Below are 19,078 nucleotides of genomic sequence, written 5' to 3' on the forward strand. Positions count from 1 at the left end.
GATATCTTTTTTTGTTTAAGAACGAGAATATATTTTCTCAACAGGACAAATGGTAAATATCTATAAGTACTACTTATAAGGATAATTGGAAAATAGAAATTAATAATAAAGGGGAATGCGAAATGACAATATTAATATCTAATAGAGATCTAGCTAACATCCGAGAGGAAGATGTAGATGTATTAAAAGTAATGGCACATCCCGTTCGATTGAAAATTGTAAATGAATTAATGCACCATAAACTGTGTAATGTTACACAGTTGACAGAAATATTAGGACTCCCGCAATCTACTGTTTCACAGCATCTATCAAAATTAAGGGGAACCGTGCTCCGTGCAGAAAGACGAGGGTTAGAGATGCATTATTATATAGATAATGTTAAGGCTCGCCAGATTGTAGGAATTCTAGGTTTGTAGCTAAAAAGAGCACTTTTCAAAAATGCTCTTTTTAAGATGTGCATTAGGACTTGAAGGAGGCACCAATGCTAATTTAGAAGGAATGTGCTTTGAATCAATCTTTGCTTAAAATAAGAGATAATTGTTTACATTGTTTAATAATTACTTAATATATTATTAAGTTTGTTACCTTACAAAACTGTAAGGTTATTTCAATTGACACTCGTATATATAAGTAACTATACTAGTTACACAATGTTGGTAAATATATTTATTAGCTTCAATCTATAAGTGTATGTCTGAAGATTCTTTTCGGAATAATAGTTCGATTTAAATTTATTCATTTGTAATATAGTGTTAGTGCCAACTTAATCTATTTTTGTATTCAAAGGACTATCATTTAAAGATTAACTATAAATGATATATTTACTAACTTGTAATAAATTTTTAGAGGTGCTAAATTTTGAAGAACAAATTAATTGCTACAGGAATTCTCGCTGGAAGTCTACTATCTTATTCTTCTAGTATTTTTGCAGATACTCACAAATTCCCAGATGTTCCTGCATGGGCTGACAAATCCGTTACTTATTTAGTTGATAAGCAAGTATTGAGTGGTTATCCAGATGGAACTTTTGGTTCAAATGACACATTAGATAGAGCTTCTGCAGCAACCATTATGACAAAGGCTCTTGGTATACACATTGATTTAAATGCAAAACCATCTTTTAAAGATTCACAAAACCACTGGGGAACTCCTTATATTGCCGCAGCTGAAAAGGCAGGAATAATTAAAGGTGAAGGAAATGGAATTTTCAATCCTTCTGGAAAAGTTACTCGTGCTGCTATGGCTACTATGCTAGTGAATGCATATAAACTACAAAATGAAAGCAATAACAATGGGCAAAGTAAATTTGAAGATTTAAAGGGACATTGGGGTGAAAAGTTCGCAAATACCTTAATTGATTTAAAAATTTCAGTTGGTACAGATAATGGTTGGCAACCAAATAGATTCATAACACGCGCTGAAGCTGCACAACTAACCGCAAAAACAGATATGCTTCAATATAGTCAAAGTAATCCTTTAGAAAATAAAGCAATAATTATTGATCCCGGACATGGCGGCGAAGATCCTGGAAAAAACACAAAGGGATTACCTGAAAGTAAGATTGTACTAGACACTTCTTTACGTCTACAACAATTGCTTGAAAAACATACTCCCTTTACAGTTTTACTAACTCGTGAATCTGATACTAGACCTGGACATGATCAAAAAAGCTCTTTACAGGAACGTGTTAAGTTTGCTAAACAAAATCAGGGTGATATCTTTATAAGCATTCATGCAAATGCTTTTAACGGTAATGCAAAAGGGACAGAAACATACTACTATAAATCTTCTAAATCTGAAAAAACAAATCCTCATGTGGAAGAAAGTCGTGTTTTAGCTGAAAAAATTCAAGAACGATTAGTAGACGCACTTCAAACACGTGATAGAGGTGTTAAACATGGAGATCTTCATGTTATAAGAGAAAATGACATGCCAGCTGTGTTAACGGAACTTGCTTTTATAGATAATGGTATCGATTACAGTAAGTTATCTACAGAAAACGGAAGGCAGATTGCAGCAGAAGCCATTTATGAGGGTATTTTAGATTATTATGAATGGAAAGGGAATAATGTATCTGAATATAGATTGTAATAAGCAAATGAAAATATAGTAATTCTTGAAATGAAGAATTCTATAATTTTTTTGTGATTTTTTAAACAATAATTTTAAATGTGTATTTAAAATTATTGTTTAAATCGTTATTCTGTGTTTTAATAATATTGATAATAGTTATCAGTAAAAAAAGAGATGAAAATTAGCAAAATAAGTGTTGATAGTTATTGTCATAAAGATTAATAAATTTCTACATTGTAACGTTATGAATCTATCTCTAGTATGGAGAGATAAAAATAATACGTTTATATCTTTTAAATGTTTAAGAAGGAGTGGCTGTCTGTATGAAAAAAACAAATGGAATAGCTAAAAGTGTTGCGGTAGCGTCCGTTATTATGTCTGGATCACTTGGTTTACAAGCAACATCTGTATTTGCAGATTCTAAAGGAACTGTAGAAAATCTTCAAAATGGTGGAAAAGTCTATAATAGTTTTAAAACTACTTATGACATGAAGCAGAATATTAAAAATTCAATAAAGGTTTCTTTTATTGAGGATCCTTACGCAGATAAAAAGATTGCAATTGTTACTACTGATGGTAGTAATATAGATGCTAAATATACAATCAATGGCGGATACTATAACGCAGGTTTAAAGTGGCCATCGGCTTATCATACTGAAGTAGAAATAACAAGTGGTGATAGCACTCAATTCCATAAAGCTGCCCCAGTTAATACAATGACTTCAGCAAAGGTTACTTCTGAAGTAGGGTATACACTTGGCGGAAGTGTTAAAGTTGGGGTAAATGATAAAGGCCCAAATGCTGATGCAAGTATTACAGGTAGCTTTGCTTGGAAAGAAAGTGTATCTTATGATCAAGTAGACTATAAAACGGTATTAGAGACTCACACAGATAAAAAATTAAATTGGAAAGTAGGATTCCAATCATTTAATTACCCGGAGTGGGGAATTTATAATCGTGATTCATTTAATACTTTCTACGGTAATCAACTATTTATGAAATCACGTAGTTATAATGAAGGAACGAATAATTTTGTTTCAAAAGATACAGTACCAGCTTTAACAGGATATGGTTTTTCTCCTAATGTAGTAGCAGTTATTACTGCAGATAAAACAGAATCTACATCTGATTTAAAAATAACAAATCGTAGAATATCAGATCAGTACAATATCGAATGGGTAAGTTCGAAATGGTGGGGAACAAATAATAAAGATACATATAATGAGTTCTTTACAAACAACTATAAGTTAGACTGGAAAAACCATCAAGTTACTCTTGATAACCAAAAAGCTCTTGAAGAACAAATGAGTAGTATCAACAGTGTGAATAACCAACTCAACAAAGGCAAAGGAAAATTATCTTTTTCAATGAATGGACATCAGCTCAAAGCGACATCTAGCAATGCTGGTTATGGTATTAGTTACGAGGATAAAAATTGGGGTATCTTTGTGAATGGTGAAAAGATCTATACGTTTAATGAAAAAACAACTGTAGGTAATATTTCGAATGACATTAACAAATTAAACATTAAAGGACCCTATATTGAGATTAAACAAGTCTAATCAGTAAATGAATTGCAATTGATAGATAATTATTTCATCAAGATATGAGTATAAAGGTTTATGTTAAATCTGTATAACGTAATGAAAGGGCCAGAGTTTATCTGTAAAGATAGATAAACTCTGGCCCTTATTATTTTTTATTCTTATACGCAATTAGAAAAGAGCGTGAGGTATTTGAAAGCTATTCATACCACGCAGGGAGATATTGTTTTAAGTAGGGTGTTTATTTTTATTTCATTTTTAAATGAATTCTTTGTATGATGACATAGGGTAGGCGATGTTCAGGAGATGTTTCTTTTTGAGGAGTATGTTGTGTGGAGAATAGTTTAAAGTAATCAAGTCTTCATCGGTTGTTAAGTTATTACTTTAAATATATAATTAAACTTCATTAAAAAGATACTCTATTCAAAGTCCTTAGTGGATTTTTGAAGTGAAATATATATTATTTGAGGTGTGTGAAATGGGGAAATCTCGAGAGCAGACGATGGAAAATATTTTGAAGGCTGCTAAGAAAAAATTTGGAGAGCGTGGTTATGAAGGTACGAGCATACAAGAAATTGCAAAAGAAGCGAAAGTGAATGTTGCTATGGCTTCTTACTATTTTAATGGGAAAGAAAACCTATATTATGAGGTGTTTAAGAAATATGGTCTTGCTAATGAGTTACCTAATTTTCTTGAGAAGAATCAATTTAATCCTATTAATGCTCTAAAAGAATATTTAACAGTCTTTATTACACATATAAAAGAAAATCCTGAAATTGGCACATTGGCATATGAGGAGATTATTAAGGAAAGTGCAAGATTAGAAAAGATTAAACCGTATTTTGTAGGTAGTTTTGAACAGTTAAAAGAAATATTGCAGGAGGGGGAGAAACAAGGAGTATTTCATTTCTTCTCTATAAATCATACGATACATTGGATCACTTCTATTGTTTTATTTCCAAAGTTTAAAAAGTTCATTGATTCTTTAGGACCAAATGAATCGAATGATACAAATTACGAATGGATGCCAGAAGATTTGGTGAGCAGAATTATTTCTGCTTTAACAGATAAGCCTAATATGTAAATTAGTCATTGTTTATGAATCCTAATTTTCCTGTTAAAAAGCCTAATTTCTCAAAGGATTGTAGAGAAATTAGGCTTTTTTGGACACTTCATTCAAATACTTTATAGACTAATGGCTTAATTTATTAATAATTCGAGTGGAGTTACATAGATATAGTTTTCGTTGCAACGGTTTGTTGAAATGCCTTATCATGCTCAACAATAATCATTGTGGGATTAAATTGTTGAATTAGCTCTTCAATTTGCATACGTGAATAAATATCTATAAAGTTTAATGGTTCATCCCATATATACATATGGGCTTTTTCACATAAACTTTTAGCGATAAGCAGTTTTTTCTTTTGTCCCCCAGAATAATGAAATATATCTTTTTCAAATTGAATTCGGTCAAAATCCATCTTTCGTAGGATGGATTTAAATAATGTCTCATCAATCTTGTTTTCTTCAATAAAATTTGATAGCGATCCTTTCAAATGAGAAGTATCTTGTTGAACATAGGAAATGGTGAGTCCTGTACCTAATGTAACTAAACCTGTATGCTGTATCGGATACCCTAGAATTAGTTTTAGGATACTGCTTTTCCCGCTCCCATTCTTGCCATCAAGCACAATTCGGTCACCTTGTTCAACTACGAAGTTAATTGGCTCATTCACGACTTGGTCATCGTACGTAACAGACACGTCAGCCAAAGTAACTAATTCATTTGACTTGAACTTCAATGCTTCTAATTTTAATGACTCAGTTTTCTCCACATTTTTTAGTAATTTTGACTTTTCTTCAATAGCTTTTTGTTGCCTTGATTCTAGGTTTTTTGCCCTTTTCATCATCTTGGCTGCTTTATGTCCTACAAATCCCTTATCCAACTTAGAACCTGAATTCCTTGTTCCATTTTTTGAAGCTTCTACATCATGAGACCAATTTGCTGAACGCTTGGAAGACTGTTTTAATCTTCCTATGTCTTTTTGTAGACGATCATTTGTAGCCTCTTCGTGCTCTTGCTGTCTATCAAAATTTAATTTCCAAGAAGAATAGTTCCCGCTTTGAACTTCAATATTTGCTCTATTTATAGATAAGATATGGTCAACGCATCCATCTAAAAAGATTCTGTCATGTGAAATTAAAATAAACCCTTTTTTCTTCCTTAGATAATCAGAGACTATTTTTCGTGCATCCGTGTCTAGGTGGTTTGTTGGTTCGTCAATTAATAGGAATTGGCCCTCATTTAAAAACAGTGCAGCAAGCAACACCTTTGTTTGTTCTCCATTTGATAAAGTTTTAAACGGTCTGTACATGACCTCGGCATCAACATTTAAATAGGATATTTCACGTAGAAATTCCCAATCTTCTGCTTGGGGACAAATTTCTTCAAGGATTTCATGAGTGAATTTGTTCTTATCTGCAACAGGGTAGGGGAAGTAATTGAATTCTACAGAAGCAAGGATTTTTCCACTATACTCGTAATTTCCTAATAATAAATTAAAGAATGTCGTTTTACCTCGTCCGTTTCTACCGATAAATCCTAGTTTCCAATCCGTATCTATTTGAAAGTTTACACCTTCAAAAATATTATCAAAGCTACCTGGGTATGAAAAAGTTAAGTCTTGAACTTTTATCATTGACATAATAATTCCTCCTTTATATATCGAAACGTTTCATATAAAGTCGGAACATCCATCCATTTTTTAATTTCTCTATATAAGTTTGATGGATATTAACGACTTATATAGAGCATTACATGTGTAACAATAGTATCTGAATTAGCCATTTTTTTCGCTCCTTTATTTGTTAGGTAAATTTAGCGATTAATAAATTTCAACTTACATAAAAGGGAATAAAAAAATCCCCCGATTTTTAACCGGAAGGATTAGTCTGTCGCTCAAGTAAGTACTTATTAATCATTTGAATCAGGACAAATAAAGTATGAAATGAATTATAAAAATGGATAGACTAACCCTATATTTTGTAGTTTGAAGTTATAAAATTCAACTTAAAATATAAATTAGTTAATCATTATTCATCCATCATTCCTTTCATCATTCTATTTTTAGAGTAACATTCTTTTTGGGGAGATGCAATATCATCTTCACTTAATGCTAGATCATTTATATTTCTTTGGTTAGGTCGATATAACATTACATCTTTCTTATAAACATCTTATTTTTGTTCAAAATGTCACGTCTTTTGTCCATTAAAAGGGGAAGTATTTGAAATTGACAGCACCCCTAACTGTAACTATAATAGTTACAGTGAGTTCGGTCATTTAATTCGAATTTCTAAATTAATGATAGTATATTCCCCTTCTTTCTAAGTGTGACAATAAGCGAATAACTATGTTGCTATGGAAGTTTAGATTCTATCTCATATTCAAAGAACAGTTAAGTTGTATTATTCAAATTTACGATGAGCAAATACTAAAAAAATAACATTTTCCATCGTATTCTTTTGGAATGCTTAGTTAAAAAAGAGGAAATATCTGCAGAAAGCAAATCAGGCTGTGGTATGTAGAAAGAAATCCTATAAAAAGGTCATAACATGGAATAATAAGTAAGCTCATTTTAATGAATACGAGCAGTGCAGTAATAAAAATCTAGAAAAAATTAAGAAGGTGAGTCCGTTGCGTAAACATTCACATGTGCAATTTTATGTATTGATATTAGCTCTACTAGCTTATTTAAGCTTTTGTTTTATATTTTTATTTGTTTTTCCGAATCATTATTTTGTATCAGATTTTAATATACGACTATCATCCTTAGTTGTTGAAACTACTGTATTTATCTCATTACTTTACTCTATGGTATCAAGAAAAATTAAACTAGGAGTCTTTTGGGTTTGTATTACTATTGCAATAGGGTGTTTTTTGATAGGAAATTTTATATCCGCTTTTCAAGTACTTAATATAGAATTACCAATACAAAATTTTAATATCTCTGATGTATTTTTATTGTTTTTCTTATTCTTCTTTCTCTTTGCTTTCTTTTATAAAATCATGATGGAATGTAATAAATGGGAAAAAGCATATTTGATTTGTGATTTATGTATTGTTGTTACTGCCATTTTTACCTTAGAGTGGTACCTATTTAATAAACCTTCTGCAAATATCTTATTCTTATCTATTGGAGATGTTTTTCTTTCATTTATTTTCCCAATTATAGATCTATTGCTTCTATTACTAGGAGTTAGCCTTATTTTTCGACCAGCAATTTTTAATGCGAAAAGTAAATTATTTATTTTTATCTTAGTATTAACTGGCTTGTCTATTACGGACTATTTATATTTCTATTTACAAGATGATTTATCACATCGTTCACTTATATTATTAAGGTGTTTGTATAGAGTTTTTCTATTATTTATTGCCATTGCTGCTACTATTCCAAGGAGTACATCTTCTAGAAGAGATTACTTTATTATTAATCCGACATTTGGAAAGAAACTTCTTGTCATATTTCCTTATCTTGCAGTTGCAATTTTAATTGGTTTTACTTTCAAAGAGCAAACTTCTTCCTCTACACTGATTACGGGAAATTGTATTGCCTTTGTATTTGTACTGATTCGTCATACAATTGTACGAATGCAAAACAAAGATTTAACCGAAACATTAAAAGTGTTTAATAATCAATTAGAGCAAAAAGTATCTAAAAGAACAGCAGATTTAATAAAAAAATCTAATGATTTGGTGAAAAATCAAGAGAGGTTTAAGTCCTTATATGAGTATCATCCAGACCCTATATTAACAATTGATTCAAATAGTACCGTTTTAAATATAAACCAGTCTGGAAGTATATTATTAGGGAAGGACAGTGCTGCATTAATAGGAAAAGAGTGCTTTTCTATTTTTTTAGATGAGGATAAACCTGAATTGGAAGCAGCTCTAAAGATGGGGAAACGATGTAGTTCGTCTTCGTTACAGTTACGTGTGAAAAATCATAATGAGAAGGATATACATTTTTGGTACGTTACGATTGTTCCTATCATGATAGAAGGACAAACTTTTGGGAGTTATATAATGGTAAAAGACATAACGAGGATGAAGCAACAACAGGATGAGATAAACTATCTAGCATTTCATGATACGGTGACGGGAATTGGGAATCGAATATTCTTCCAACAAGAATTAGACAGATCTATTGAGCGTGTACAAAAAACACAGGATAAGTTTGGACTCCTGTATATAGATTTAAACCGCTTTAAGAACATTAATGATACACTGGGTCATGCAATTGGTGACAAGGTTTTAAAAGAAGTTGCCAACCGTTTTAGGACATGTCTGCCACCAACTATTCCTTTAGCAAGAATAGGGGGAGATGAGTTTGCAATCATTGTCCATAACAAAACAGAGCAACAGCTATTGGATTTGTGCGAAATACTATTTCGTATAACTGAAGAACCATTTGTAATAAATCAACAGAACTCTTACTTATCCCTTAGTATAGGAATAGCATTGTATCCATTTGGAGGAACAAATGCCACAACACTTTTACAACACGCTGATATTGCTATGTATAGCGCAAAGGAAGAAGGTAGCAATGCTGTTTGTATATACGACGAGACATTATCTCTAAAAATAACAAGACGATTACAATTAGAGCAAGATTTACCGAATGCAATTGAAAATAATGAGTTGTTTTTATTGTACCAACCACAGGTTGATAGTAAGGCAGGAAAGGTTATTGGTGCAGAGGCATTAATACGTTGGCAACATCCAGAGCTGGGGCTAATTTCACCTTTTGAGTTTATACCTATCGCGGAAGAAACATCACAGATTATTACAATTGGGAAATGGACGCTACAGCAAGCGTGTTCACAACTGAAAGAATGGCATTCTGCAGGTTATACAAATCTAAAAATGGGGATAAATTTATCAGCTATAGAGTTTGAACAGAAAGATTTTGTTCAAACGATTGTATCTACCATAGAAGAAATAAGAGTACCAGCTAATTTGATTGATTTGGAATTAACAGAGCGAATTGCCATGGTAGATGAAAAAGAAACTTTATTGAAGTTAAAAGCATTAAAATCATATGGTGTACATTTATCAATTGATGATTTTGGTACAGGATATTCTTCATTAGCATATCTACCTTTATATCCAATTGATACTTTGAAAATTCCAAGAGAATTTGTGAATAGGATTGGAACTTCGAATGATGGAGATGAAATTATACAAACTATTATTTCGCTAGCTCATACTTTAAATATGAAAGTGATTGCGGAAGGAGTAGAAACGAAGAAACAATTAACAGTGTTACAACAAAATGCATGCTATTTAATTCAAGGCTATTATTACAGTAAACCTGTAAATGAAGATGAGTTTCTCAAGTTTTTAAGCAGGGAATAAGTGAGAACTATGTACTTGTGAAGTAAAGGGAAAAGAAGTTCTACCTATATTAAGTAGAACTTCTTTTTGAGTTAACTAGCAGTTAGGTTTCCAAAATATTTTGCATTAAGATGTATCATTACTCAAGCTGTTATCTTGTTCTTAAGTGATTCCTTTTTCATGACTTGTCTTCTCGTCAAGAAATTTGAAGGAATCGTATTACAGGTGCAGGTCATACTGTCTAAAGTTATTTTATTATTTATTTTTTATTACATTTGAAATGACTTTTAATGTGTATATAAGCACGTGATAAGTAAGTTAAATAAACAAAGGCCCTGTAAAAAATACAGGGCCGGATACAGGGTTAAGGGAACGCATAGTTTCTTATTAACATATTAGCATAAACTTTTCATGTAGCTACATAAGAGTTTTGACAACTTTAAGAACAAAATAGAGTGTTTTTAAGAATAAATACAGTACTGAAAATCAGAATTGTGATTTAAATTAGTGTGGTTATAATGTTAAAAAACAGATGAGTATTTTAATCATAATAACTTTTAGGAATGTATATGTAAGAAATATTTTTTGATTAGATTAAAAGTGAACTCTGACAATTTATTATATGTTATACCCAAATAACTTTAAATTTTCTCCGGATTCTGAAATTATTTCTTCGAACTGAAATCCTACTTTTTCTAAAAGCTTTCCTGAATTGATGTTATCAATAGTAGTAATTGCTACTATTCGTTTCAGTCCAAGCTTTTGTACACCGTATTCCATTACAGCAGAAGCTGATTCAAATCCATACCCCTTTGAGCGGAATTTCTCTAAAAAGGCAAAACCGATATCGACATCTTCTAATGAATCTCTTTTAATAAGTCCGCACATACCAAGTGGAGTGAAATCTTCTTTTCGTTCAACTAAGTAAAGACCAAATCCCATTTTGTTATACATATCAACAGGGCCGTTTAAGATGTATTTTTTTGCATCTTCTAAATTTTTTATCCTTTTATCACCAATAAATTGAATCCATGCAGGATCGTTTACTAATTCTATAATAAATGGAGCGTCTTTTATATGAAACCAGCGAAGAACGAGTCGTTCAGTTTCAAGAACTATCAATCCAATGCACCACCTTTAACATTTATAATAATTAGTATGAATTGCGTAATACGAAATCGCAACATATTTTAATAGAGTCCTGCTTGTTCACATAAAGTTCGTTTGTTTTGTATAAAGGGATATTTTATAATTAGGATTGATTGTAAAGAGTGAGATGCTTATACAATAACTCCTAGGTAACTAGGAGTTTTTACTATATAACTATCATTATTACTAAATATGACACACTACACATTCTACTCAAGGAGGTACATAATGAAAAAATTATATAATGCATCGTTTACGTATTTGATTATCGGTTTATTATCAGGAATTTTCGCTAGGGAGTATGGAAAGTATAAGGGGATTGTAGGATCTACTTTGTTAAATCTTTTGCATACACATACACTTGTACTCGGCTTTTTCTTCTTTTTAATTGCTTTAGGGTTAGCAAAAGTATTCGCGTTTCATGAAGCGAAAAGTTTTAATAAGTGGTTTGTTTTACATAACATTGCATTAACTTTAATGTTAGGTTCGCTAGCAGCGAGAGGGCTTCTTCAGCTAAATGGAGCGGACTTTAAAGGATTAACTTATATTGTAGGGTTTTCCCATTCGTTAATGGCAGTTACTTTAGTTTGGTTTATGTTGTTAATAAAGAAGTCATTTAAAATGTAGTTTTATAGAAAAGAACTTGCAATAGTTATTGCAAGTTCTTTTTGTTTATTCGACAGAAAGAAACGAATTTCATATGTATAAAGCTTGAATTATTTAATTTTTCCGATTATTATGTATAAAATAGTTAACATATTTTGTAATTCAAATTTATAGGAAGTAGGGGGTGTACGATGGAAATAACGGTAGAGCGTTTAGTAAATGAATTAAAGGGTGTACTTCCCGAAGAGCGAGTAGTTGTAAATACGACAGTAAGAGAGTTACATAGTAAAGATGAATCTTATCATACTAGTAGTTTACCTGATGTAGTAGTTTTTCCGAAAACGACTGAAGAGGTTAGTAGATTAATGAAAGTAGCGAGTGAGCATAAAAAACCTGTCGTTCCTTTTGGGGTAGGTTCTAGTTTAGAGGGACATGTTATTCCGTATGAAAAAGGAATTACAATGGACTTTTCGCTTATGAATAAAATACTCGAAATAAGAGAGAAAGATTTTCTAGTAAAAGTACAGCCGGGAGTGACTCGCTCTCAGCTTAATAAAGAATTAAAGAAATACGGTTTGTTTTTTAGCGTAGATCCAGGGGCAGATGCAACGTTAGGTGGAATGGCTGCTACAAATGCGAGTGGAACGACAGCCGTGAAGTATGGTGTTATGCGTGATCAAGTTCGTGATTTAGAAGTCGTTCTTGCTGATGGAGAAGTAATACATACTGGGAATTTAGCAGCGAAGTCATCATCAGGTTATCATTTAAATGGTGTTTTCGTAGGATCAGAAGGTACGCTTGGATGCTTTACAGAGTTAACATTAAAAGTATACGGCATACCAGAGCATATTATGGCTGCGAGAGCATCGTTTCCAACTATAAATGATGCAGTAGAAGCTGTAATTAATATACTACAAGCGGGTATTCCAATTGCGAGAATTGAACTTGTAGATGAATTATCTATGAAACAAGTAAATCATTATAATGAAACAAGTTACAGAGAAGAACCTACACTGTTTTTAGAATTTCATGGCAATGAAGCAGGGCTTAAGCAAGATATTGAATTCACGAAGGAAATTGTTTTTGATCATAAATGTAAAGAAGTTGCTTTTGAAACGGAAACTGCGGCGAGAAATAAATTATGGGATGCACGGCATAATCTAGCATACTCTTACGTTCATAGCTATCCTGGTAAAAAGCTTATGAGTACAGACGTATGTGTACCCATTTCAGAATTAGCTGGTGCAATCCAAAATGCGAAAGAGACGTTAGATAAAGTAGGGCTTGTCGGTGGTATTCTCGGTCATGTAGGAGACGGTAATTTCCACGTGCTCTTAATGATTGATCCGAACGATAAAGAAGAAGTGGAAAAGGGTGACGAAATAAATGAAAGTATCGTTTTATATGCTCTTAAACGAGGTGGAACGTGTACGGGAGAACATGGCGTTGGAATCGGAAAGCGGAAGTATCAAGAAGAAGAACATGGGGCGGCATTGCTCGTAATGGAAAAAATAAAAAAAGCTCTTGACCCGCAAAATATTTTGAATCCGAATAAAGTTTTTCAGTTGAAGGATAGGGGATGATGGGGTGAAAGTACTAGAAGCGATAAGTAATATAGCTGGAAAATATTTTGCATTTTGGGTTATTTGTATTGCAGCTATTGCATATTTCATTCCTGGACCATTTCTTGGGTTAACTAGTTACATCACAATTTTACTCGGGGTTGTAATGTTTGGGATGGGATTAACATTAAAGGCTGTTGATTTTAAGATCATTGCTACAAAACCATTGCCAGTTATTATCGGTGTATGTGCTCAGTTTATTATTATGCCACTTGTCGCATACGTACTAGCTTACGTTATGAATCTGCCAGCTGAATTAGCAGCTGGATTAGTGTTGCTCGGTTCAGTACCGGGTGGCACTGCGTCAAATGTTATGGTTTATTTAGCAAAAGGGAACTTAGCGTTGTCTATTGCAATGACGTCATTATCAACGTTACTAGCACCAATTGCTACACCTCTTATTTTATTATTACTTGCAGGACAATGGATGCCAGTGAATGCTATGTCTATGTTTCTTTCTATCGTACAAGTTATTATCCTACCAATTATTTTAGGATTAGTAGTGAAGAAGTTTTTCCCTAAAACTGTTACGAAAGGAATGACTGTTATTCCTTTAATATCAGTTGTAGCAATTATCATTATTGTTTCTGCAGTTGTTTCAGCGAATGTAAGTAGCATTACTTCTTCTGGCCTTCTTATTTTTATCGCAGTTATGCTTCATAATGCATTTGGTTTTTTACTCGGATATATAACAGCGTTCGTACTTAGACTAGACGAAGGGACAAGAAGAGCTATTTCAATAGAAGTAGGAATGCAAAACTCAGGCTTAGGCGTTGCACTGGCAACAGCACATTTTGGACCAGCAGCTGCGCTTCCGAGTGTATTAGCGGCAGTGTGGCATAACATTGCAGGACCGATTTTAGCAACTATCTGGTCAAAAAATGCAAAGAATACTTTCAGTGATGAAAATGTATCTGTAAATATAGAAAAATAGGGATGGTAAAGAATGCAAAAGCGTATTTTACATTTTGAAGGACTAGTTGTTTTCTTAGCCACGATTTATGCGTATTCAATATATGAATTTAGTTGGATTATATTTTTTGTATTCCTCTTAGCTCCGGATTTATCAATGTTAGCGTATAGTATAAATAATCATGTAGGCGCTAAAATTTATAATATTTTTCACACATATATTATATCAATAGTAATAGCTATCATAGGTGTCTATTTTAAGGTAGATACAGTTATAATGATTGGCTTAATATGGACAGCGCATATTGGAATGGATCGAATGTTTGGATATGGATTGAAATATGAGACGGATTTTAAGGATACTCATATTCAACGGTTATAATTTGTTTTGAGAAGAGGGATAGGTTGAAACAGAGAATTGCTATCGAAGAATATAATGTCAAATGGGAAAGTGAATTTAATAAAATATACACTCTTATTAACAATGTAATGGAAGACAGCATTGTAGCTATTGAACATGTTGGGAGTACATCTGTTAAAGGACTTGCGGCAAAACCAATATTAGATATCGATATAGTAATAGAAGAGTACGAAATTTTTCCTGAAGTAGTAAAAAGGCTTGAAACGATAGGATACTATCATCAGGCAGAATGGAGTTACAAAGGGAGCGAGGCGTTTGGTAGAAAGGATGCTTTCGTTCCGTGGAGTGAAGAAAATACAGTTTGGATGGAACATCATTTATATGTGTGTGACAAAAATAGCGAAGAGTTAAGAAAACATATAGCGTTTCGGGATTACCTTCGTGAACATGAAGCCGTTGCTGCTGAATATGGGAGTTTAAAGAAAGAGTTAGCAAGAGAGTCGAAACATCGATCCAGTTATAGTGAAGGTAAGACGGCATTTATTACAAATATATTGGAAAAAATAAACTAAGGTCGCATTGAGTATATGCGGCCTATTCTTTTTTAATTGAGAGCTGCCATTATAAAACAAATATAAACTGGCCCTGTTGAATGCTACGAGACTTAAATATAATTAGAAATAAAAGATCGGAAAAGAGGGAGCTTATGTACGTACCAAAATATTTCGCAATAGAAGATGAAAAGATGAAGTATGAGATAATAGAACAAAATAGCTTTGCAACATTATTTTCTCAACATAACGGGGAACCATATGCAACGCATTTACCGTTGTTATTAAATAGGGAGACTCTAACTTTACATGGTCATTTCGCACGTCCGAATGAACAGTGGAAAGATAGTGAGAATCAAGAAGTGTTAGCTATATTCCAAGGACCACATAGCTACATATCTCCATCGTGGTATGAAACAAACAATGCAGTACCAACATGGAATTACGTTGCAGTGCATGTATATGGGGAATTAGAAATTGTTGAGGATGAACAGGAATTATTAAATTCTCTTCAAGAGTTAGTACATAAATATGAAGATCCAGAGAGCACCTACTCACTTAATGATGTAGATCCGAATTATATGGGAGGATTAAGTAAAGGGATAGTTGGTTTTAAAATTAAGATTAGTAAAATAGAAGGAAAAGCGAAATTAAGTCAAAATCATTCTGTGGCAAGAAGAAAATTAGTTGTGGAGGAACTTGAGAAAGTTGGTAGTGAGGGGAGTAGGGGGATTGCGGAGTTGATGAGAAAATAAAGTCTACATCAAAGGGAGATATTCTAAATAAGCGTATTTAAAAAGACCTTCTTAATTGAAGGTCTTCCGTTTTTTAAAGTGCTTTTTCAGCTGTTGTTGAGTTGTAGTCTTTACTTGCGTCAACAGATTGAACAAGGTCAGGTCTTTGTGGTGCAGGAAGATCAGCATGACCCGCTTGGTATGTAAATGAACTATGAATACCAGTAGCTAGAATACCGAAAACAGATAGTCCTAAAAAAACAGAGCTAATTTTTTTAATCATTTCAATGCCCCTTTCTCAAACGTTTTTTCTTTTGCTTGTAACGCCTTATGAAAATATTCACTTGCCTTAATGTGGTTATTTTCACTATAAAATTTAACAGCTAATTTTTCTGAGTATTCTTGAGTGTAGTTATATAATAATTCTTTGTCGAAAAACGTAATTCCTTTAAGAATAATTGTTTCTAATTCTTCAGAAGCAACATTATTATTTAGTTCGTTTAGAATTTTAAAATGATATATATATTCTTCATTATTTAATTCAGTACAAATTTTTAACCCTTTTTGGATTAACCCTTCAGCAATACTAGTTTCATCTAGTTTAGAGTGTTCTCTTGCTTGCAAGAAGAGAGCTTTGAAATGTGTAGGTTTCTTTTCAGTTACTTCTGATAGGTGACGGATTGCGAGTGTGGAGAGGTTTTGACTCGCATATAACCAACCCAAATTATTACGTACACTTAAAATTAATTCTTTTTCATTAGATTTTTGTAAAAGGTGTATTGCTGAATTATATTGTTCTTCCGCTTGTTCATATTGTTTTAAATATACAAATGAGGCACCTAATGTATTTTTGCATAATCCAACTTTAACTTCGTAGCCAGTATGTTTATCGAAAATCTCTTTAGCCTTAGTTGCATATTCAATGGATTCAATTGGTTGATAAAAGTGATAATGGAAAATCGCCATTCGATAATAAAATTCAGCATGCTCTAGATTATCAGTGTTATTTACTAGTAATAACTTAGCTTGTTCATAATGTTCGCTAGCTAAGTTATAGTCTGTGGTTAAAGTTGCATAAATGCCTTTAAAGAAGTGATAGTAGTAAGCCAGTGGATGGTTGGATGAGATTAAGTAAGAATCTATTTTATCAAAACAATCTTTTGAAATACTTAAACTATCTACTAAAACTTTATATCGAAAGTCTAGTAAGGAATGATATAATGCTAAGTTTTCATCTTCTTCAAAGTTTAGTTCCTTTTCCTCAATTTCATGCTTTAAGTTTGTCGCCTGGGACACATCTTGTTTAAGCATAGCTAAATACCAATCATTAAATAATTTCGTAATTTGTTCATTACCTTGTAGTTGAACGTTCATGAAATCCCCTCGCTTTTTGAATATTCTTATAAAATATATTATCAAAAATAACAATATTTAGAAATGTAATTTTTATTTCTCAATATTTGTTTAACGAGCTTATGAGTAAGTCTATTGGAATAGTTTAATTTTTGTTTTGGAGTAAAGAAAAGGAATCGGGAAAGGTGCATTTTAAAGTTCTAGTTGAGAGGGGAGAATATAAAAAGGTGTGTTCACACAATCTGTATGAACACACCTTTTTACATGTTAAACAATCAAGTCCCACAAAAAGTACGATAAGGACGATTCGTCGGTGCAGGTGGAACGCAGTATTCCTCTTGCTCTGTAGCATACGCATAAGGATTGGATAGAGCTTCAAGAAGTTTTTCCATTACGCTATAGTCGCCATTTGTGACAGCTGCTTCTAGTGCTTCTTCTACGCGGTGGTTTCTTGGGATGACCGATGGGTTATTATTTTTCATCATTTCGTAGGCGTTTTCCTTCGATTCTTCTTGTCTTTCTAATCGAGATTGCCACAGTTTGTACCATTCTTTAAATTCAGGACTTTCAAATAGAGCTGTATTTTCGAGCGTATTAAGAGTTAATGAACGGAATGTATTTGTGTAATCTACTTTATGTTTCTCCATCATTTTTAAAAGTTGCTCAATAAGTGTTTGATCTTGTTTCTCACTGTTAAATAGTCCTAATTTCTTTTTCATTCCAATGAACCACAGGTTTTCATATTGTACGCTAAATTTTGAAATTTCGTCTTGAGCAATCTTTAATGCTTCTTCTTCATCTTCATGCAGAATTGGTATTAAAGATTCTGCTAGTCGCGCCAGGTCCCATGCAGCCATATATGGCTGATTTCCATATGCGTAGCGACCTTGTGTATCAATAGAGCTAAATACAGTTCCTTGGTCGTAATTGTCCATAAACGCACAAGGGCCGTAATCAATCGTTTCTCCACTGATTGTTATATTATCAGTGTTCATTACACCATGGATAAATCCAACAAGTTGCCATTTAGCGATGAGACTTGCTTGTTTTTTTATGACTTCTTGTAGTAATGCAGTATATCGGTTTTCATGATCCTCAATTTCTGGATAATGCCTTTTTATCGTATAGTCAGCTAGTGATTGAAGATCCTCGATGGAACCACGAGCGGCAGCATATTGAAATGTGCCGACGCGTATATGGCTACTTGCTACTCTAGTTAAAATTGCTCCAGGTAACTTTGTTTCACGATATGTTGGTTCACCAGTTGTAACAACTGCTAAACTGCGCGTAGTTGGAATATCAAGTGCATACATTGCTTCACTAATAATATACTCACGTAGCATCGGACCGAGTGCAGCGCGACCATCACCACGGCGTGAATACGGAGTAGGGCCAGAACCTTTCAGCTGAATGTCAAAACGTTTACCTGAAGGGGTAATTTGTTCACCTATTAAAAGCGCACGACCGTCGCCTAACATATTAAAATGTCCGAATTGATGACCGGCATACGCTTGAGCTAATGGATGAGCTCCTTCTGGGAGTGCATTACCAGCGAAAATAGCAATTTCAACTTCTTTTTTCAATTCTTCAGGATTAAAGCCAAGAGATATTGCTAATGAATGATTTAGTTTAACTAACTCCGGTGAACTTACGGGAGTAGGGGGGGGTTCTGTATAAAATGATTGTGGTAAAGTCGTATAACTATTATCTAAATTCCAACCAGCTTCATTATTTTTAGTCATTTTATCTCCTCCTTGTTTATTTTTTTATTATGTA

Annotated in this window: 16 protein-coding genes; 11 read left to right on the plus strand and 5 right to left on the minus strand. The window is 32.9% G+C overall.

Annotated elements, in window-relative coordinates; genetic code table 11:
• Window positions 1-122 precede the first annotated feature (122 nt).
• The 4 genes from ACUXEY_RS00970 (at window position 123) to hlyIIR (ending at window position 4,701) form a co-directional block, all read left to right on the plus strand.
• Complete coding sequence (locus tag ACUXEY_RS00970; protein WP_017560598.1) at window positions 123-416, plus strand: ArsR/SmtB family transcription factor; 294 nt, start codon at window positions 123-125, stop codon at window positions 414-416.
• Window positions 417-858: 442 nt separating this feature from the next.
• On the plus strand, window positions 859-2,091 hold the full coding sequence (locus ACUXEY_RS00975) for an N-acetylmuramoyl-L-alanine amidase (RefSeq protein WP_429603112.1): 1,233 nt from the start codon (window positions 859-861) through the stop codon (window positions 2,089-2,091).
• Between the two features lie 305 nt (window positions 2,092-2,396).
• Entirely contained in the window at window positions 2,397-3,635 is a 1,239-nt protein-coding gene (gene hlyII, locus ACUXEY_RS00980; RefSeq protein ID WP_461300039.1) for a hemolysin II HlyII, read from the plus strand.
• 460 nt (window positions 3,636-4,095) lie between these two features.
• Window positions 4,096-4,701 carry a hemolysin II regulator HlyIIR gene (gene hlyIIR, locus ACUXEY_RS00985; RefSeq protein WP_087984037.1) on the plus strand — a complete coding sequence of 202 codons (606 nt, stop codon included), beginning with the start codon at window positions 4,096-4,098 and terminating at the stop codon, window positions 4,699-4,701.
• 142 nt (window positions 4,702-4,843) lie between these two features.
• Here the strand turns inward: hlyIIR and ACUXEY_RS00990 are convergent, their stop codons facing one another.
• Window positions 4,844-6,322: an Lsa family ABC-F type ribosomal protection protein gene (locus ACUXEY_RS00990; protein WP_166703200.1), complete on the minus strand. Its 1,479-nt coding sequence runs from the start codon at window positions 6,320-6,322 to the stop codon at window positions 4,844-4,846.
• Window positions 6,323-7,314: 992 nt separating this feature from the next.
• Between ACUXEY_RS00990 and ACUXEY_RS00995 the strand changes: the two genes are divergently transcribed.
• Window positions 7,315-10,035, plus strand: a complete 2,721-nt coding sequence (locus ACUXEY_RS00995) for a putative bifunctional diguanylate cyclase/phosphodiesterase (RefSeq protein WP_461299851.1) — start codon at window positions 7,315-7,317, stop codon at window positions 10,033-10,035.
• Window positions 10,036-10,632: 597 nt separating this feature from the next.
• Here ACUXEY_RS00995 and ACUXEY_RS01000 read toward each other — a convergent pair.
• Entirely contained in the window at window positions 10,633-11,136 is a 504-nt protein-coding gene (locus tag ACUXEY_RS01000) for a GNAT family N-acetyltransferase (RefSeq protein WP_429603110.1), read from the minus strand.
• A gap of 255 nt (window positions 11,137-11,391) precedes the next feature.
• Between ACUXEY_RS01000 and ACUXEY_RS01005 the strand changes: the two genes are divergently transcribed.
• From ACUXEY_RS01005 to ACUXEY_RS01030, 6 genes are all read left to right on the plus strand, one after another.
• On the plus strand, window positions 11,392-11,790 hold the full coding sequence (locus tag ACUXEY_RS01005) for a DUF2871 family protein (protein WP_061677712.1): 399 nt from the start codon (window positions 11,392-11,394) through the stop codon (window positions 11,788-11,790).
• A 170-nt stretch (window positions 11,791-11,960) separates the two neighbouring features.
• Window positions 11,961-13,352 (plus strand): FAD-binding oxidoreductase, encoded by a 1,392-nt coding sequence (locus ACUXEY_RS01010; protein WP_166703202.1) that lies wholly within the window; start codon window positions 11,961-11,963, stop codon window positions 13,350-13,352.
• Window positions 13,353-13,356: 4 nt separating this feature from the next.
• A complete protein-coding gene (locus ACUXEY_RS01015) occupies window positions 13,357-14,325 on the plus strand; it encodes a bile acid:sodium symporter family protein (protein WP_046954626.1) in 969 nt (322 codons plus the stop codon).
• A 12-nt stretch (window positions 14,326-14,337) separates the two neighbouring features.
• Complete coding sequence (locus tag ACUXEY_RS01020; RefSeq protein WP_098346087.1) at window positions 14,338-14,685, plus strand: DUF4260 domain-containing protein; 348 nt, start codon at window positions 14,338-14,340, stop codon at window positions 14,683-14,685.
• A 23-nt stretch (window positions 14,686-14,708) separates the two neighbouring features.
• A complete protein-coding gene (locus ACUXEY_RS01025; protein ID WP_461299852.1) occupies window positions 14,709-15,236 on the plus strand; it encodes a GrpB family protein in 528 nt (175 codons plus the stop codon).
• Between the two features lie 134 nt (window positions 15,237-15,370).
• A complete protein-coding gene (locus tag ACUXEY_RS01030; protein WP_461299853.1) occupies window positions 15,371-15,970 on the plus strand; it encodes an FMN-binding negative transcriptional regulator in 600 nt (199 codons plus the stop codon).
• A 73-nt stretch (window positions 15,971-16,043) separates the two neighbouring features.
• On the opposite strand, the gene ACUXEY_RS01035 is transcribed toward ACUXEY_RS01030, so the two are convergent.
• From ACUXEY_RS01035 to ACUXEY_RS01045, 3 genes are all read right to left on the minus strand, one after another.
• Window positions 16,044-16,232 carry a Phr family secreted Rap phosphatase inhibitor gene (locus ACUXEY_RS01035; protein ID WP_087958833.1) on the minus strand — a complete coding sequence of 63 codons (189 nt, stop codon included), beginning with the start codon at window positions 16,230-16,232 and terminating at the stop codon, window positions 16,044-16,046.
• On the minus strand, window positions 16,229-17,323 hold the full coding sequence (locus tag ACUXEY_RS01040) for a response regulator aspartate phosphatase (protein ID WP_001102707.1): 1,095 nt from the start codon (window positions 17,321-17,323) through the stop codon (window positions 16,229-16,231). Before ACUXEY_RS01040 ends, ACUXEY_RS01035 begins: the two co-directional genes overlap by 4 nt.
• Before the next feature lie 254 nt (window positions 17,324-17,577).
• Window positions 17,578-19,044 carry a protein adenylyltransferase SelO gene (locus tag ACUXEY_RS01045; RefSeq protein ID WP_461299854.1) on the minus strand — a complete coding sequence of 489 codons (1,467 nt, stop codon included), beginning with the start codon at window positions 19,042-19,044 and terminating at the stop codon, window positions 17,578-17,580.
• Window positions 19,045-19,078 lie beyond the last annotated feature (34 nt).

Source organism: Bacillus sp. F9_6S_D1_P_5 (assembly GCF_054823925.1).

Bases quoted from the DNA above. Each gene is read 5' to 3' on its own strand.
- ACUXEY_RS01020 (WP_098346087.1), top strand. From the start codon at position 14,338: ATGCAAAAGCGTATTTTACATTTTGAAGGACTAGTTGTTTTCTTAGCC.
- ACUXEY_RS01045 (WP_461299854.1), bottom strand. From the start codon at position 19,044: ATGACTAAAAATAATGAAGCTGGTTGGAATTTAGATAATAGTTATACG.
- ACUXEY_RS01030 (WP_461299853.1), top strand. From the start codon at position 15,371: ATGTACGTACCAAAATATTTCGCAATAGAAGATGAAAAGATGAAGTAT.
- ACUXEY_RS01010 (WP_166703202.1), top strand. From the start codon at position 11,961: ATGGAAATAACGGTAGAGCGTTTAGTAAATGAATTAAAGGGTGTACTT.
- ACUXEY_RS01005 (WP_061677712.1), top strand. From the start codon at position 11,392: ATGAAAAAATTATATAATGCATCGTTTACGTATTTGATTATCGGTTTA.
- ACUXEY_RS01035 (WP_087958833.1), bottom strand. From the start codon at position 16,232: ATGATTAAAAAAATTAGCTCTGTTTTTTTAGGACTATCTGTTTTCGGT.
- ACUXEY_RS00990 (WP_166703200.1), bottom strand. From the start codon at position 6,322: ATGTCAATGATAAAAGTTCAAGACTTAACTTTTTCATACCCAGGTAGC.
- ACUXEY_RS00970 (WP_017560598.1), top strand. From the start codon at position 123: ATGACAATATTAATATCTAATAGAGATCTAGCTAACATCCGAGAGGAA.
- hlyII (WP_461300039.1), top strand. From the start codon at position 2,397: ATGAAAAAAACAAATGGAATAGCTAAAAGTGTTGCGGTAGCGTCCGTT.
- hlyIIR (WP_087984037.1), top strand. From the start codon at position 4,096: ATGGGGAAATCTCGAGAGCAGACGATGGAAAATATTTTGAAGGCTGCT.
- ACUXEY_RS01040 (WP_001102707.1), bottom strand. From the start codon at position 17,323: ATGAACGTTCAACTACAAGGTAATGAACAAATTACGAAATTATTTAAT.